The organism is Caballeronia glebae, assembly GCF_001545035.1.
Classification (GTDB): Bacteria; Pseudomonadota; Gammaproteobacteria; order Burkholderiales; family Burkholderiaceae; genus Caballeronia; species Caballeronia glebae.
This window is the reverse complement of sequence record NZ_FCOJ02000001.1, coordinates 154,863-170,213: the sequence shown is the minus strand read 5'-3', so window position 1 is coordinate 170,213 and position 15,351 is coordinate 154,863. Positions and strand designations below refer to the sequence as shown.

The 15,351-nt window shown below is 63.7% G+C and carries 15 protein-coding genes; 6 read left to right on the top strand and 9 right to left on the bottom strand.

Annotated elements, in window-relative coordinates; all coding sequences use genetic code 11:
• Positions 1–140: 140 nt before the first annotated feature.
• Positions 141–815 (bottom strand): N-acyl amino acid synthase FeeM domain-containing protein, encoded by a 675-nt coding sequence (locus tag AWB82_RS00780; RefSeq protein ID WP_235023118.1) that lies wholly within the window; start codon positions 813–815, stop codon positions 141–143.
• 650 nt (positions 816–1,465) lie between these two features.
• Positions 1,466–1,888, bottom strand: coding sequence for a hypothetical protein (locus tag AWB82_RS37870; protein ID WP_086964828.1), 423 nt, complete (start codon positions 1,886–1,888; stop codon positions 1,466–1,468).
• 326 nt (positions 1,889–2,214) lie between these two features.
• Here AWB82_RS37870 and AWB82_RS00770 point away from each other — a divergent pair, with 326 nt between their 5' ends.
• Positions 2,215–3,435, top strand: a complete 1,221-nt coding sequence (locus tag AWB82_RS00770) for an EAL domain-containing protein (RefSeq protein WP_086965174.1) — start codon at positions 2,215–2,217, stop codon at positions 3,433–3,435.
• A gap of 3 nt (positions 3,436–3,438) precedes the next feature.
• Here AWB82_RS00770 and pip read toward each other — a convergent pair whose 3' ends face one another.
• Positions 3,439–4,428, bottom strand: a complete 990-nt coding sequence (gene pip, locus AWB82_RS00765; protein ID WP_086964826.1) for a prolyl aminopeptidase — start codon at positions 4,426–4,428, stop codon at positions 3,439–3,441.
• A 155-nt stretch (positions 4,429–4,583) separates the two neighbouring features.
• Here pip and AWB82_RS00760 point away from each other — a divergent pair, with 155 nt between their 5' ends.
• Complete coding sequence (locus tag AWB82_RS00760; RefSeq protein ID WP_086964824.1) at positions 4,584–5,297, top strand: lysophospholipid acyltransferase family protein; 714 nt, start codon at positions 4,584–4,586, stop codon at positions 5,295–5,297.
• Between the two features lie 7 nt (positions 5,298–5,304).
• Here the strand turns inward: AWB82_RS00760 and AWB82_RS00755 are convergent, their stop codons facing one another.
• Positions 5,305–5,673, bottom strand: coding sequence for a response regulator transcription factor (locus AWB82_RS00755; protein WP_235023117.1), 369 nt, complete (start codon positions 5,671–5,673; stop codon positions 5,305–5,307).
• A gap of 203 nt (positions 5,674–5,876) precedes the next feature.
• Positions 5,877–6,815 (bottom strand): pca operon transcription factor PcaQ, encoded by a 939-nt coding sequence (gene pcaQ / locus AWB82_RS00750; protein WP_086964820.1) that lies wholly within the window; start codon positions 6,813–6,815, stop codon positions 5,877–5,879.
• 115 nt (positions 6,816–6,930) lie between these two features.
• Here pcaQ and pcaH point away from each other — a divergent pair, with 115 nt between their 5' ends.
• From pcaH to AWB82_RS00735, 3 genes are all read left to right on the top strand, one after another.
• Positions 6,931–7,632: a protocatechuate 3,4-dioxygenase subunit beta gene (gene pcaH / locus AWB82_RS00745; protein WP_086964818.1), complete on the top strand. Its 702-nt coding sequence runs from the start codon at positions 6,931–6,933 to the stop codon at positions 7,630–7,632.
• Positions 7,633–7,638: 6 nt separating this feature from the next.
• The gene (pcaG, locus tag AWB82_RS00740; RefSeq protein ID WP_086964816.1) at positions 7,639–8,247 is read left to right on the top strand and encodes a protocatechuate 3,4-dioxygenase subunit alpha; all 609 of its coding nucleotides are present in this window, start codon (positions 7,639–7,641) and stop codon (positions 8,245–8,247) included.
• An 84-nt stretch (positions 8,248–8,331) separates the two neighbouring features.
• Complete coding sequence (locus AWB82_RS00735; protein ID WP_086964815.1) at positions 8,332–8,637, top strand: DUF2288 domain-containing protein; 306 nt, start codon at positions 8,332–8,334, stop codon at positions 8,635–8,637.
• Between the two features lie 52 nt (positions 8,638–8,689).
• Here AWB82_RS00735 and AWB82_RS00730 read toward each other — a convergent pair whose 3' ends face one another.
• Positions 8,690–9,778, bottom strand: coding sequence for an AI-2E family transporter (locus AWB82_RS00730; RefSeq protein ID WP_086964813.1), 1,089 nt, complete (start codon positions 9,776–9,778; stop codon positions 8,690–8,692).
• A 177-nt stretch (positions 9,779–9,955) separates the two neighbouring features.
• Here AWB82_RS00730 and AWB82_RS00725 point away from each other — a divergent pair, with 177 nt between their 5' ends.
• Entirely contained in the window at positions 9,956–10,483 is a 528-nt protein-coding gene (locus AWB82_RS00725; protein ID WP_086964811.1) for an OmpA family protein, read from the top strand.
• Here the strand turns inward: AWB82_RS00725 and AWB82_RS00720 are convergent.
• Genes AWB82_RS00720 through AWB82_RS00710 form a run of 3 tightly spaced genes read right to left on the bottom strand, consistent with a single transcriptional unit; the run spans position 10,473 to position 15,280 of the window.
• The gene (locus tag AWB82_RS00720; protein ID WP_086964809.1) at positions 10,473–12,476 is read right to left on the bottom strand and encodes an acetyl/propionyl/methylcrotonyl-CoA carboxylase subunit alpha; all 2,004 of its coding nucleotides are present in this window, start codon (positions 12,474–12,476) and stop codon (positions 10,473–10,475) included. The two genes, AWB82_RS00725 and AWB82_RS00720, sit on opposite strands and share 11 nt — an antisense overlap.
• 4 nt (positions 12,477–12,480) lie before the next feature.
• Positions 12,481–14,088: a carboxyl transferase domain-containing protein gene (locus AWB82_RS00715; protein WP_086964807.1), complete on the bottom strand. Its 1,608-nt coding sequence runs from the start codon at positions 14,086–14,088 to the stop codon at positions 12,481–12,483.
• Positions 14,089–14,098: 10 nt separating this feature from the next.
• Complete coding sequence (locus tag AWB82_RS00710) at positions 14,099–15,280, bottom strand: isovaleryl-CoA dehydrogenase (RefSeq protein WP_086964805.1); 1,182 nt, start codon at positions 15,278–15,280, stop codon at positions 14,099–14,101.
• Positions 15,281–15,351: the final 71 nt, after the last annotated feature.

Here is a 15,351-nt window from a genome sequence, read left to right as displayed (position 1 = left end):
TTTGCGCCCAGCGCGAAATGCGCCGGCGCAGACAGCAGCGGAACTCGAAGACCTCCGCGCGCCGCCGCTTTTTTGGCCAACCGGACCGCTCCCTGGTCCGGTTATTCGCTATTACCTTCTTGAATACGATCGTGCGCTTTTCACCTGCCGTAAGCCATCAACGGAGCGTCAGGGCATCGTACCGGTTCCCAGTCAAAAGATAAATCTACAGAATGCAAATCGATGTCGGGATGATGCGTGTGCACCATGTAATTGAAGAGCGGATGACGCGCTTCTTCCCAACGCTGACGCGCCGCGGCGACATCTTTCGCGAGCACGCGATGCGGCAGGCCGCCCACGTGCGACATCGGCAGGAATTCGTTGACGCCGAAAACATCCTTGAACAGCATCGCCTCGTACTCCCGATCCAACGGCGTGCGCGCCGTGATCACCATGTAATCGATCTCGTGCAATTCGCAGAACATCCAGAGCGCCTTGCACAACGCCACCTTCACTACTCGTCCAACCATGCCGCCCGCGACGCCCAGACGCGTCGCTTCCGCGAGGCGGCCGGTCGCCAGATTCTCGGGCAGACGCACCGACTGCTCGACGGCGAGCGGACCATACGCATTGGTCTGAATGCGCATGGTGCCGAGCGGCGCGCCGTCCAGCTTCGATTCCGCCAACAGCACGGCCGAGCCGCGATCGCGATCCGACTGCTCGATCGTCATCTTTTCGGCGAATTCGGGCAGATGCCGCCCGTAGGCCGAACGTCTGATGCTCACGGCTTTCTGCAATCCGCCATCGTCTTGGACGATACGAATAGTAAACGGCATGCGCTCCGTTTTCTGAAGTGCGGGGACGACCGTGAGAGTCGGGCGAACCGCCGATTCGGTTTGGTTAGCGGCGGCATTGTTGGCAAGGTTCAGACGTTCCATTTGTAAACCCCATTTTTTCTTGGCGATTGGAAAGTGCCGCGTGTTGAGGACGTTTATTGGTGGGTTCCTTACACGGGCGAATCGAGCCTCTCACGAAGTCAAATAACGAGGTGCGCGCTTGCCACTGTTTCTCAGCAACTTTCAGGCTAATTCAGTGGAAGAAAGCTTCTAATTGGCAGGTAGCCAATCGCCGGCAGTCGCCGCAAACGAATATGCATATGCCGTCCAGGAATATGCGAGCCCGATCAGGGTGAAAGAACGAGGGTAAGCAGCCATCGCTCGACGCGAGAGGCAATCAGGAGAATAGCGTTCGCCGAACAGTCGCGGATCATCGCGTAAACGCTGGAAAACACTTAAAAAAAGGGGTTCGGTAACGTTTGCTTACATTTTTTCTTCGCAGAATGTGCGAAACGGCCAAAGCGCAAAGATTGGGATTCGAGGCGGGCGGGAGAGGCCAAATTAAAAAGCGGGCGTCCTTTCAAAGGAGGCCCGCTTATCACGACATAATCATGTCGACAGTATGAAAACCGCTAAAACGAATTAGAAAATCAGTCTTCGTCGTCGAGCCAGGGGATATCCACGTCGGTAATGAACGCGACCATCGCGAGCGGACGGCCTTCCTGCCGCCCGATATTGCCGTCGGCGCGTTGCCATTCGCAGCGGAAAATCGTCGCGGGCGTATCGGCGAGCAGCGTGATGGTGCGAATCTCGTCGGGATCGTTATCTTCGACCGGGCCATCGAGCGACACGAGTAATTGCTGGGGCCACACGCCATCGGCGGGATCGTAGATTTTGTCCCCGTCGTGAATGACGACGTGCGCCTCGACGCCGATCGTCGCCGACGCCTCGACGATCATCTTTCCGAGGGCGCGCAGCACTGCGGTGGCGCGGCCCGAGTTGGCCTGGCGGATCGCGAGATCGCCGCGCGTCAGCGCCTGCTCGAGTTTGGGATTGGTTTTCTGTTGCGCCATATCTCTCTCTAGGGGTTCGTTGCGACTTTCGACGGGCGCTGCCCGGCTTAAGTTGCAGGCGGATCGTAGCATCGCACCAACAAAGATAGGTCGCGCGGGCGTCGGCGGCAAACCGGAAGGCGGCCGAAGCCCTCTCGACGGATAGACGACTTCGCGCTCAAGTTTGCGCACGATCGGCCGATATTGGGCTCATCCCCACCGAAATGCGTGACTGCCGTGCCGTTCATCGACCTGACTGCTCCTTTGCGCGTTCGTCCGCCGGCGCTCGCTTCCCGTATGCCGTCTGCGAGTGCCGCGCCGCGGACGTCGCGCGAGCGCGCCTGAACGTGCCGACCGGACACACGGAGGTCGTCGACGGCATCAGGCTGCGCACGCATCTGCAACCGATCTACAGCCTGCCGCATCAACGCGAAGTGGGCTACGAGGCGCTGTTGCGCGGCGAAGCATGCGACGGCACGCTCGTCGGGCCGTTCGATCTCTTCGGGCGCGCGATCGTCGCGGGTAAGCTGACCGAGCTCGACCGGATGAGCCATCTCACGCATCTGCACAATGCCGCGCCCATGCTGCCGGCCGCGCACTGGCTCTTCGTCAATATCAATCCCGCGACTTTTACCGATCCCGGCTATGCCGCGCGGCTCGCTTCGGCGACGCGCGAATCCGGTCTCGCGCCCGAGCAAGTGGTGATCGAAGTGCTCGAATCCGGCGGCACGGACGTCGCCGAAATCGCGCGCGCGACGCGTGCTTTTCGCGCGCAGGGCTTTCTCGTCGCGGTGGACGATTTCGGCGCGGGGCATTCCAACATCGACCGGCTGCTCACGCTGCGGCCGGACATCGTCAAGCTCGATCGCAGTCTCGTGCGCGCGAAAAGCGCCCACATGCGCGACGCGCTGTTGCCGAAGCTCGTCGATCTGCTGCACGAGTCGGGCATGTTCGTGGTCGCCGAAGGCATCGAGACGAACGAGGATCTGATGCTTGCCGCGCGCTCGAACGTCGATTTCGTGCAGGGTTATCTACTCGGCATGCCATCGGCGCAACTCGCCGAGCGCGGCGCGGCCACGCCGCTATTCGAAAGCGTGTTCAACACGCTCGCGCAGATGCGCCGCACCGAGCGCCTCTCGGGCGACCTGCTTCTGCTGCCCTATCGCGCGGGTCTCACGCAGGCGGCGCGGCGCTTCGCGTCGGGCGCGACGACCGAAGCCGCCTGCGCCGACCTGCTCGCGCAGCCGTCCACGCTCAGTTGTTTCTTCCTCGATCAGGGCGGCCGCGAGTTCATGCCTGGACTGGCGGGCGCGGCCGCGAAAGCGCCGACCGAGCGGTTCGCGCCGATCGCCGATCCTTCGACCGGGCGCTGGGACAATCGCCCGTATTTCGTCGATGCCCACGCGAAGCCGCAGCAAGTGATCACGAGCGCGCCGTATCTTTCGGTGACGGGCACGTCCTTGTGCGTGACGCTCACGATCGCGACGCAGCGCGCCGCGAAGCCAGTCGTGATCGGCGCAGATCTCGACTGGCGCCGGCTCACGGAAGCGACGCCCGCGATTTTCTGAGCGTCAGGCGCTCGCGCGCTTCGTCTGCGCGATCGCCTTGGCGAGCGCCGCCGCGCCCGCGCGCAATGCCGCGAGATTGCCCGGCTCGAAAGTCCAGTGCCCCGCTGCGTTCACGACGGCCAGGTCCGCGCCCGGCCAGCGCGCCGCGAGATCGAGCGCCTGATCGGGCGGACACACCATGTCGAAGCGGCCGTGCACGATCCAACAAGGCAGATGCGCGATGCGCTCGATGAGCGGCAACAGCGGCGTCGGCGGCAATTCGTTCGCCATGTAGTGACGTTCGAGCAGCGCCATGGAAATCGCCGCCGCGTTGGCTTCGGCGCTCGGACGTTTCTCTTCCTCGGCCGGTTCCTTCTCGGGCTTGTTGACGACGGAAAGCGTCGTCTCGTACTGCGTCCATGCGCGCGCGAGCCGCGTCCCGGCCTCGTCGAAGCGTGCGAGCGGCGCTTCGGTCATCCGCAGTATGTCCTGCGCGTTCGCGGGACGCTTGCCGCACGCCGCCTCGATCGCGTCGAGAAAGGCCCGATGCGCCTCGGGGAACACGCGCCGCACGTCCCACAGGAACCAGTCGATGTCCTCGCGCCGCGCAAGGAAAATGCCGCGCAGCAGAAAGCCCGTGCAGCGCTCCGGATGCGCCACGCCATACGCGAGCCCGAGCGTCGTGCCCCACGAGCCGCCGAAAATCGCCCATTGCTCGATCTGCAACGCGACGCGCAGCTTCTCCATGTCGTGGACGAGCGCAGCAATGCCGTTCGACTCCAGCTTGCCGAACGGCGTGGACTTGCCGCAGCCGCGCTGATCGAAGAACACGACACGCCATTCGTCCTGTTCGAGCACCTCGGCCCATTTGATGTTCATCGCGCCGCCGGGACCGCCGTGCACGACGAGCATCACGGGCGCGTCGCGCGGGCCTTGCGCGCGCCAGTAAATCGAGTGACCTTCGCCCACGTCAAGCATGCCTTCGTCGAATTGCACCGGCGATTGGTTTTCCATTGCGCATCGTCCTTGCTGTGTTTCACCGGGCTCCATTGTTGCATCGGTTCGATGACGCCGCATGACGCGCGATGCCGTCCCGGCGCGTTTCGGCCGATACGCTATGCTTGCGGATTCCCGCCGTTCGTCCCCTACCCGTCATCCTGCTATTCCCGATGCGACGCACCCTCGTCAAGTGGCTATTTGCAACCTATGTGCTCGGCAGCGGCATTGTCTGGTCGACCCTGATCCTGCCGCTGTTTCCGTTCGTCGGCCGCAACGGGCGTTACCGGCTCGCGAGGCTCTGGTGCCGCGCGATGGTCGCGATGATGCGCGTGATCACCGGCGTCACGTGCTCGGTCGAAGGACTGGAGCATCTGCCTGACGGGCCGTGCATCATCCTGTCGCGCCACGAATCGACCTGGGAAACGCTCTCGTTCATGGCGCTGTTTCCCCGGCGCATCAGCTTCGTGTTCAAACACGAACTCATGAACGTTCCGTTTTTCGGCTGGGTGCTGCGCGGACTCGACATGGTGAGCCTCGATCGCGGCTCGATCCGTCAGGCGCACGCCGCCGTCACGCGTGAATGCGCCGACCGGCTGAAAAAAGGCGATTCGGTCGTGATTTTTCCGGAAGGCACGCGCGTCGCGCACGATGCGCCGCTCAAGCTGGCGTCGGGCGGCGTGCGTCTCGCGTGCGCAACGAAAGTGCCGGTCGTGCCCGTCGTGCACGACGCGGGCAAGGTCTGGCCGGCGAAAGGCTGGCCGGATCGCGGCGGGCACATCCGCGTGATCGTCACGCCTTGCCTGCCGCTCGAATGTCAGGTTCCGCAGGAGTTGAACCGCCTCGCGCAGTCGCAGATGGACGAGGCGCTCGCCGTGTTGCGGTAGGCGGCGATCAAAAAGGCGGCCGCCTTTTGGCCGCGCACAGGCGGTTCACCGCGGCGATCAGCGTTCCCATGTCGACGGGCTTGCGCAAATAGCCGTCGTAGCTGACGAACGCCGGCGGATTCGGATGCCCCGAAATCATGAGGAAAGGAATGTGCGCGAGCGCCGCGTCGTTCTTCATCGTCTGGCAAAGGAGCGCGCCGCCCAGGCCGGGCATCATCCAGTCCGATACGACGATGTCCACTCTCTGTTCGCCGAGTATCGATAACGCTCCGTTGCCGTCGAACGCGCATAGAACATTGCAATCCTCGCCTTGCATGCAGAGGGTCCAGGCTTCGATGGTGGCGCGGTCGTCGTCGACGAGCAGTACTGTCTTCATCTTGCGAACATGTTCGAGTGCGGCGCGTGTGTGCGGGGAGACGTCCACGACAAAGGCTGCGGACGGCCCCGGATGTGACTGCCGCCCTCGGCGTTGGTTGCAGTCACCGCGTATCTGAAGCTTTTTGTCATAGTATTTCGTTCGCGCCAAATATGCGCGGTAAATGCTGCTTCAGCAACTTGCGCGCCGCTCGCATTGAGCGGTCATTTGGCCCGGGCGCGCGAGCGGCCCGCCTCGCGCAGCGCGTCCACGAGCGTCTCCTCGACCGGCGTGCGCGCGGCGTCGTTGCGACGGATCAGGCCGATGGGCTCGTCGGTGCCCGCGAACGGCATCGGCAGCGCGCTGAGCAGTCCGAGCCCGATGTCCTGCTCGACCGCACCGGCCGGCACGAACCACACGGCGTCGTTGTTCATCGCGAGCGAGCGCCCGAGCGACACCGACAAGGTTTCGACGAGCGCCGTCAACGCATGCGCGCCGAACGCGGTCAACACGCTTTCAGCCGATTGGCGGATCAGCGTGCCAAACGGCGGCACGACGATCACGAAGCGCGCGAGCAGCGCGGGCGTGAGCGGCGTCTCAAGCGTAAGCGGATGCTCGCGGCGCACGACCACCGCGAGCGGCTCGCGATAGATCTGCTCGAACGACAGCCCGTGCATCGCTTCCGGCTCGGACAGCCGTCCGACGACGAGATCGACGTCGCCCGCCTTCAGCTTCTGCAGCAGGAGCGCGTTGGAATCCGTCCAGACGGACAGCGACACCGCCGGCCACTGCTGCCGGAACGAAATCAGCGCGGGCGACAGGAGCACCGGCGCGACCGTCGGCAGAATGCCGATTGCAATGGACCCCGGCATGTCGCCGCGTTCGCGCAGCAGCATGTCGACGCCCTCGCGCAGGGACGCAACGCACGCGCTCGCGTGCGGCGCAAAAAGGCGCCCCTCACGCGTGGGCACCGCGCCGCGCCGCCCACGCTCGAACAGCCGCACGCCTAGAATGGATTCGAGCTCGCCGATCGTTTTGGAAACCGCGGGCTGCGTGATCGACAGACTATCGGCGGCGCGCTGCACGCTGCCGAATTGCGTGACGGCCAGAAAACACTGCAGATGCCGGAACTTGACGCGGGTATTGGTGAAGTCTGAATCCATGACGATCCGTTATGCAAGATGGCACAAAACATCATTTTCCATAACTTCGGTCGTTCTATAAAGTAGCCGTCAGAAATATCCTATTCAACTTCCACAAATACAGGAGACAGTCGACATGACATCCCCCATCCTCACACCGCGTGACTGGGAATCCCATCCCGCGTATCTGTCACCGGGCTACCGGTCGTCGATTCTGCGCAGCCCGGGCTTGCCGCTCGTTCCGCTGAAGGAAAATCTGCGCAACCGCCGCGTGCCGGTCTACGGTGCTGAAGATCTGGGCGTGCTCGACAACGACCTCACCCGCAACGCCGCGAAGAACGGCGAACCGCTCGGCGAGCGCATCATCGTGACGGGCCGCGTGGTCGACGAAGGCGGCCGTCCGGTGCGCAACACGCTCGTGGAAGTGTGGCAGGCGAACGCCGCGGGCCGCTACGTGCACAAGGCCGACCAGCACGACGCGCCGCTCGATCCGAACTTTCTCGGCGCGGGCCGCTGCCTGACCGACGAGGAAGGCCGCTATCGCTTCATGACGATCAAGCCGGGCGCGTATCCGTGGGGGAATCATCCGAACGCGTGGCGTCCGCAGCACATCCACTTCTCGCTCTTCGGCGAATACTTCGGCTCGCGTCTCGTCACGCAGATGTATTTCCCCGGCGATCCGCTGCTCGATCTCGATCCGATCTACCAGGGCATTCCCGAGCACGCGAGAAAGCGTCTCGTTTCGTCCTTCTCGATCGACACGACGCAGGAAAACTACGCGCTCGGCTACGAATTCAACATCGTGCTGCGCGGCCCGGACCAAACGCCGACGGAGTAACCGAACATGACCACGCTGAAACAGACCCCTTCGCAGACCGTCGGACCGTACTTCGCTTACGGCCTGGTTCCCGAGCAGTACAACTTCGATCTGAAGAGCCTCTTTACCGCATCGGCTGCGGATCGTGAAGTGCCGGGCGAGCATGTCGCCATCGTCGGCAATGTGTTCGACGCCGAAGGCAAGCCCGTCAACGACGCGCTGATCGAAATCGCCCAGGCCGATGCGAACGGCCGCTACGTGCAGAGCGCGCAGGAAGCGCGCGAGTCGGGCTTTCGCGGCTTCGCGCGCTGCGGCACCGGCACGGACCCGAAGTTGCGCTTCATCTTCGATACGGTGAAACCGGGCGCCACCGCCGACGATTCGGCGCCGCATCTCGACGTCATCGTACTGATGCGCGGCATGCTGCTGCATACCTACACGCGCATCTATTTCGAGGACGAAACCGAAGCCAACGCGAAGGACACCGTGCTGCAAAGCGTTTCTTCAGAGCGCCGTCATACGCTGATCGCGAAGCGCGAAGCAGGCGCATCGGCCAAGCCGGGTTCGTCGGGCACGATCTATCGCTTCGACATCCATCTGCGCGGCCCGAACGAGACGGTTTTCTTCGACCTGTAAAGTTTCTCGCAGCAGTTGTTTGAAACGATGGCGTCCGGCACTGCGTTATAGTGTCGGACGCCTTTCGTTTTCTTCGCTTTTTCCATGTCCGACGCTCTCACGCCAAGCCCGCTCTACGTCAAGCTCCTCGCGGAAACCGCCCAAATCGGCTGGTCCGAACTGGAGCGCTTTTTTGCGCAAGGCAAGCTCATCTGGGTGAAGCGCGATCTCGATCTCGTGAGCGTCGCGGAAGCCGTGGCCAACGACGACAAGCAACAGGTCGCGCAATGGCTTTCCGGTGGTCTGATCGAACGCATGCAGGTCGAGACCGCCGCCGATGTCGCCGCGCGCGATCCGCAATTGTGGGCGGTGGTTCTGTCGCCGTGGGTGTGCGTGCAGGAACGCGGCTGAGCGGAGTTCGATCGTGCTCGCCCGCGTAAGCGCGATGCACACGCCGTAAGCGCTAACTGCGCTTGTCCACGTAATCCGTCCACAGCACGACGAGAATCGTCATCAGCGCCGGGCCGATGAAAAGGCCGATCAGCCCGAACGTCTCCGCCCCGCCCAGAATGCCGAACAGCACGAGCAGAAACGGCAGTCGCGTCGATCCGCCGATTAGCACCGGCCGCACGAAATGCTCCGCGATGAACACCACGATCATCCCGAACCCGGCGACGCACGCCGCCGCGATCATCGAGCCTTGCGCGAGCAGCCATAGCGCCGCGCCGAGAAAGACGATCGGCGCGCAGAACGGCAGCATGGCCGCGACGGCGGTCAGCATGCCGAGCAGCGTGGCGTGCGGCACGCCCGTCACCGCATAGGCGACGCCGAGCAGCGCGCCCTCGCCCAGTCCGACGACGACGAGCCCCACCACCGTGCTGCGCACCGATTCGGCCATGCGCCGCACGATCGCGGCGCCGTCCGGGCCGAACGCGCGGCGCGAACCCGCGAGCAGTTGCTGACCGAGTTTCGAGCCCGCGAGAAACACGAAGAAGAGCGTCATCAGCATGAAGCCGAAGATGACCATACCGTGCACCACACGCCCGCCGAAGTGCCGCGTCATCGCGACGACCGTCCCGCTGTGCAGGTTCTTTACCGCGGGCGACGCTTCGAGCGGCGTCGACAGATTCTCTTGCCACCAGCGCGCAACCTGTTGCGATCCCATCGGCAGATGCTCGACGAACGCGGGCATCGGAATGCCGGTACGCAGCACCTCGTGGAACCAATGGAGCATGTCGCGCGCTTCGTTCACCGTCTGCGCCGCGACGATGAAAAACGGCACGACGAATAGCAGGCCGATCGCCGCCGTCAGCGCAACCGCGAGCAGATTGTGATGGCGCTTGAACATCGATCGCCGTTCGAGCCAGCCGAACGCCGGCCAAAGCGCAATCGCGATCACGCTCGCCCATACGACCGCCGGAATGAACGTGCGCGCCGTATAAAGCGCGACCAGCACGAGCACGGCATAGAGCACGGCGGAAGCGGTGCGCTGCATCTTGCGCGTGCGCTCGGATGCGTCCGGGGTGGAGTCGTTGCGCGGCTGAATGGGCATGAGTGATCGGGCTCTGTTCGTGGTATTCGATGACGGGCGAAACATGAAATGCCCGCCAGCATTGTAATCACGCACGAATCATTCCACTCGACGCGAGCGGCAAATCAACGATATTTACATAATGAACGTTTCGCGCTCCCTATAATCCAGGTTCGATATCGGCGCAGGAAATATGCAATGAAGGCAAAAGCTTCGCGGTCAACGGTTGGAGCATGCGTGTCGCTCGCGCTGCTCGCAGGATGTTCCAGCGGCCTCAATCGGTCGAAGGAAGATCAACTGAACGCGCAATACGGCATCGCCATGTTGCCGGTCAGTGGAGGCGTGGAGATGCGGCTGCCCGAAGCGCCGCTCTTCGCGACCGACGAATCGACCCTTCGCCGCAGCGATTCGCCGATGCTCGATCGCGCGGCGCAAGTGCTGAAGCGCAGCATGCGGCCCGTGCTTATCGAAGGCCACACCGACAACGAAGGCTCGCTCACTTATAACCAGGCGCTGTCGGCGGCGCGCGCCGATTCCGTCGCGCAAGCGCTGATCGCGCGCGGCGTGCCCGCCCAACGCATCACGACGAAGGGGCTCGCGTATCTGCGGCCGATCTCGACGAACGATACGCGCGAAGGGCGCGCACTGAACCGCCGCGTGGAAATTCTCGTGCGCGCCGAGAGCGAAGAGACGCTGCTCGGCGCGCCCGCCAAGGTCAAGCGCTAGCGGCCTGCTCGACCTCCAGCACGAGCAATTGCGAGCCGTCGGCGACCTGATCGCCGACTTCGAACAGAATCTCGCCGATCTTGCCCGTGGCCGGAGCCACGATCGTGTGCTCCATCTTCATTGCTTCCATCACCATCAGCGGCGCGCCCTTCGTAACCGATGCGCCCGTTTCGACGAGCACCGCGATTACCTTGCCGGGCATCGGCGCGGTGAGACGGCCTTCGTGCTCGACATCGCCCGCGTGAGCCATCAGGTTCTGCCATTCGAACTGGAACGCCGCGCCTTCGTGGAAAACGTGGAAGACGTCGCCGTCGGTGAAGACGTGGCCCTTGATCAGCGCATCGTCGAGTTGGACCGCGAACGAAGTCTCGCCGCTATGCGACCAGTCGAAGCGCGCGCTGTCGTCATCGAGACGCAGGCGCTTCTCGCCGTTCTTCGTGAACACGACCTTCAGCGTTTCATCGGTGTCGAGCGCGCGCCAGTTCAGGTCCTGGCTATAGCCGCCCGCCATGCGCCAGTGCGACAACGCATCCCACGGCGAGTGGCCATGCGCCTCGCCGCCCTCGCGCGTGAGCAGCGCCGCGCACGCGAGCGCGAGCGCCTTCTTGCGTGAGACGTGCGTGGGCGCGAAGAGCGCATCGTGATGACGCTCGATCAGCCCCGTGTCGAGATCGCCCGACGAGAACGGCTCGCTCTTCACGATGCGCTGCAGGAACTCGACGTTCGTCGACAGCCCGACGATCTCGCATTCCGCCAGCGCGCGCGCCATGCGAGCGAGCGCATCGCGACGATCCCGGCCATGCACGATCAGCTTCGCGATCATCGGATCGTAGAACGGCGTGATCGCGTCGCCCTGACGCACGCCGCTGTCGACGCGCACGTCGCCGTCGATCGAAAATTCCACCGCGTGCGGCATGCGCACGTGCTTGAGCGTGCCCGTCGACGGCAGGAAGCCGCGCGCCGGGTTCTCCGCATAGATGCGCGCCTCGATCGCGTGGCCGTGCACCTTCAGTTCGTCCTGCTTGAGCGGCAGCGGTTCGCCGGCGGCCACGCGCAGTTGCCATTCGACGAGATCGAGTCCCGTGACCATCTCCGTCACCGGATGTTCGACCTGCAGGCGCGTGTTCATCTCCATGAAGTAGAACTGGCCGTCCTGCGTCATGATGAACTCGACCGTGCCCGCGCCGACGTAGTTCACCGCGCGCGCTGCCGCGACCGCGGCCTCGCCCATCGCGCGGCGGGTTTCATCGTCGAGGCCCGGCGCGGGCGCTTCTTCCAAAACCTTTTGATGGCGGCGCTGCACGGAACAATCGCGATCGAAGAGATAGACCGCATTGCCGTGCTTGTCCGCGAACACCTGCACTTCGACGTGACGCGGGCGCAGCAGATACTTTTCGATCAGCACGCGATCGTTGCCGAAGCTCGACGCCGCCTCGCGCTTGCACGACGCGAGCGCCGCCGCAAAATCCTCGCTCTTTTCCACGACGCGCATGCCCTTGCCGCCGCCGCCCGCGCTGGCTTTGAGCAGCACCGGATAGCCGATGCGGTCCGCTTCGCGCTGAAGCAGCGAAGGGTCCTGATCGTCGCCGTGATAGCCCGGCACGAGCGGCACCGATGCGGATTGCATGAGCGCTTTCGCGGCGGCTTTGGAACCCATCGCGCTGATCGCCTCGACGGGCGGCCCGATGAAAACGAGCCCGGCCTTCTCGCATGCGTTGGCGAACTCTTCGTTCTCCGAAAGAAAACCGTAGCCCGGATGAATCGCCTGCGCGCCGGTCTTCTTCGCCGCCTCGACGATGCGCCCGATACGCAGATAACTCTCCGACGCAGCCGATCCGCCGACGTGCACCGCTTCGTCGCAGACATCGACATGCTTGGCTTTGGCATCGGCGTCGGAATACACGGCGACGCTGCCGACGTTCAGGCGCTTCGCCGTCGCCGCGACGCGGCACGCGATCTCGCCGCGGTTCGCAATCAGTATTTTGTTGAACATGGCATCACATCCGGAATACGCCGAAGCGCGTGTCTTCGATAGGTGCGTTCATCGTCGCGGCGAGGCCGAGACCGAGCACGTCGCGCGTTTGCGCGGGATCGATCACGCCGTCGTCCCACAGGCGCGCGCTCGCGTAGTACGGATGCCCCTGCACCTCGTACTGATCGCGGATCGGCGTCTTGAACGCTTCTTCTTCCTCCTTCGACCACGTGCCGCCCTTCTTCTCGATGCCGTCGCGCCGCACGGTCGCAAGCACGGACGCGGCCTGCTCGCCGCCCATCACCGAGATGCGCGCGTTCGGCCACATCCACAGGAAACGCGGCGAATACGCGCGGCCGCACATGCCGTAATTGCCCGCGCCGAACGAACCGCCGATGATCACCGTGAACTTCGGCACCTTCGCCGTGGCGACCGCCGTCACCATCTTCGCGCCGTTGCGCGCGATGCCTTCGTTCTCGTACTTGCGCCCCACCATGAAGCCCGTGATGTTCTGCAGGAACACGAGCGGAATCTTGCGCTGCGCACACAGCTCGATGAAATGCGCGCCCTTCAATGCGGATTCGGAAAACAGAATGCCGTTGTTCGCGACGATGCCGACCGGATGCCCCCAGATATGCGCGAAGCCGCAGACGAGCGTCGTGCCGTAGCGCGCCTTGAACTCGTCGAACGCGGAATCGTCGACGATGCGCGCGATCACTTCGCGCACGTCGAAGGGCTTGCGCGTATCGACGGGAATCACGCCGTAAATGCTGCGCGCGTCATGACGCGGCGGCAGCGGCTCTTTCAATGCGACCGAAGGCGTCTTCACGCGGTTCAGATTGCCGACGATGCTGCGCGCGATGCCGAGCGCATGCGCATCGTTTTGCGCGAGATGATCGACGACGCCCGAAAGCCGCGTGTGCACGTCGCCGCCACCGAGATCTTCGGCGCTGACTTCCTCGCCGGTCGCGGCTTTGACGAGCGGCGGACCGCCCAGAAAGATCGTCCCCTGATTCTTGACGATGATCGATTCATCGCTCATTGCGGGCACATACGCGCCGCCGGCGGTGCACGAACCCATCACCACGGCGATCTGCGCGATGCCTTGCGCCGACATGTTCGCCTGGTTGTAGAAGATGCGGCCGAAGTGATCGCGATCGGGGAACACGTCGTCCTGATTGGGCAGATTCGCGCCGCCTGAATCGACGAGATACACGCACGGCAGGCGGTTCTCCTCGGCGATTTCCTGCGCGCGCAAGTGCTTCTTCACGGTGACGGGATAGTACGTGCCGCCCTTCACGGTCGCGTCGTTGCACACGACGACGCACTCCTGCCCCGCAATGCGCCCGATGCCCGTGATGATGCCCGCGCCCGGCGCATCGTCGTTGTACATGCCATACGCGGCAAGCTGCGACAGTTCGAGAAAAGGCGTGCCCGGATCGAGCAGTTGCGCGATGCGATCGCGCGGCAGCAGCTTGTTGCGCGATACGTGCTTGTCGCGCGCCGCCTGTCCGCCGCCTTCCGCGATCTTCGCGATCTTCTCTTTGAGGTCCGCGACGAGCGCTTCGAGCGCGGCCGTGTTCGTGCGAAATTCCTCGCCGCGCGGATTCAGTTTCGATTCGATGATCGTCATGACGCGCGCCTCAAGCCGTCTCTGCGAACAATTCGCGGCCGATCAGCATGCGGCGAATCTCGCTCGTGCCCGCGCCGATTTCATAGAGCTTCGCGTCGCGCCACAGACGGCCCACCGGATATTCGTTGATATAGCCGTTGCCGCCGAGCACCTGAATCGCTTCGCCGGCCATCCACGTGGCCTTTTCCGCGGTGTAGAGAATCACGCCCGCGCAGTCCTTGCGCACCTGGCGCACGTGACCGGAGCCGAGCGTGTCGAGCTGACGGCCGACCGCATAGAGATACGCGCGGCACGCCTGCAAGGTCGAGTACATGTCGGCGACCTTGCCCTGAATGAGCTGGAACTCGCCGATCGCCTGACCGAACTGCTTGCGGTCGTGGATATACGGCACGACCGCGTCCATGCACGCGAGCATGATGCCGGTCGGGCCGCCCGCGAGCACCGCGCGCTCGTAGTCGAGGCCGCTCATCAACACTCTCGTGCCGCCGTTCAGTTGCCCGAGGATATTTTCCTTCGGCACTTCGACGTTCTCGAACACGAGTTCGCCGGTATGCGAGCCGCGCATGCCGAGCTTGTCGAGCTTCTGCGCGACCGAAAAGCCCTTCATGCCCTTCTCGACGATGAACGCCGTGATGCCGCGCGGGCCGGCTTCGATGTCCGTCTTCGCGTACACGACGAGCGTGTCGCAATCCGGGCCGTTGGTGATCCACATCTTCGTGCCGTTGAGCACGTAATGGTCGCCCTTTTCCTCGGCGCGCAGCTTCATGCTGACGACGTCGGAGCCGGCGTTCGGCTCGCTCATCGCAAGCGCGCCGATATGCTCGCCGGACACGAGCTTCGGCAGATACTTTTGCTTCTGCGCTTCCGTGCCGTTGCGATGGATCTGGTTCACGCAGAGATTCGAATGCGCGCCGTAAGACAATCCGACCGACGCCGACGCCCGCGAGATTTCCTCCATCGCGACCATGTGCGCCGTGTAGCCCATGTTCGCGCCGCCGTATTCCTCGGAGACGGTCATGCCGAGCACGCCGAGATCGCCGAACTTCTTCCACAGGTCCATCGGGAACTGGTCGCTGTGATCGATTTCGCCCGCGCGCGGCGCGATTTCCTTCGCCGCGAAATTGGCGAGCGAGTCGCGCAACATGTCGATGTCTTCGCCCAACGCGAAATTCAGGCCGGGTACGTTGCTCATGGGTCGTCTCCTCCAGATGCGATGTTTTCGGTGCGTCCTGAAATTTGAGTTTTACTCACACAGGACGGCAA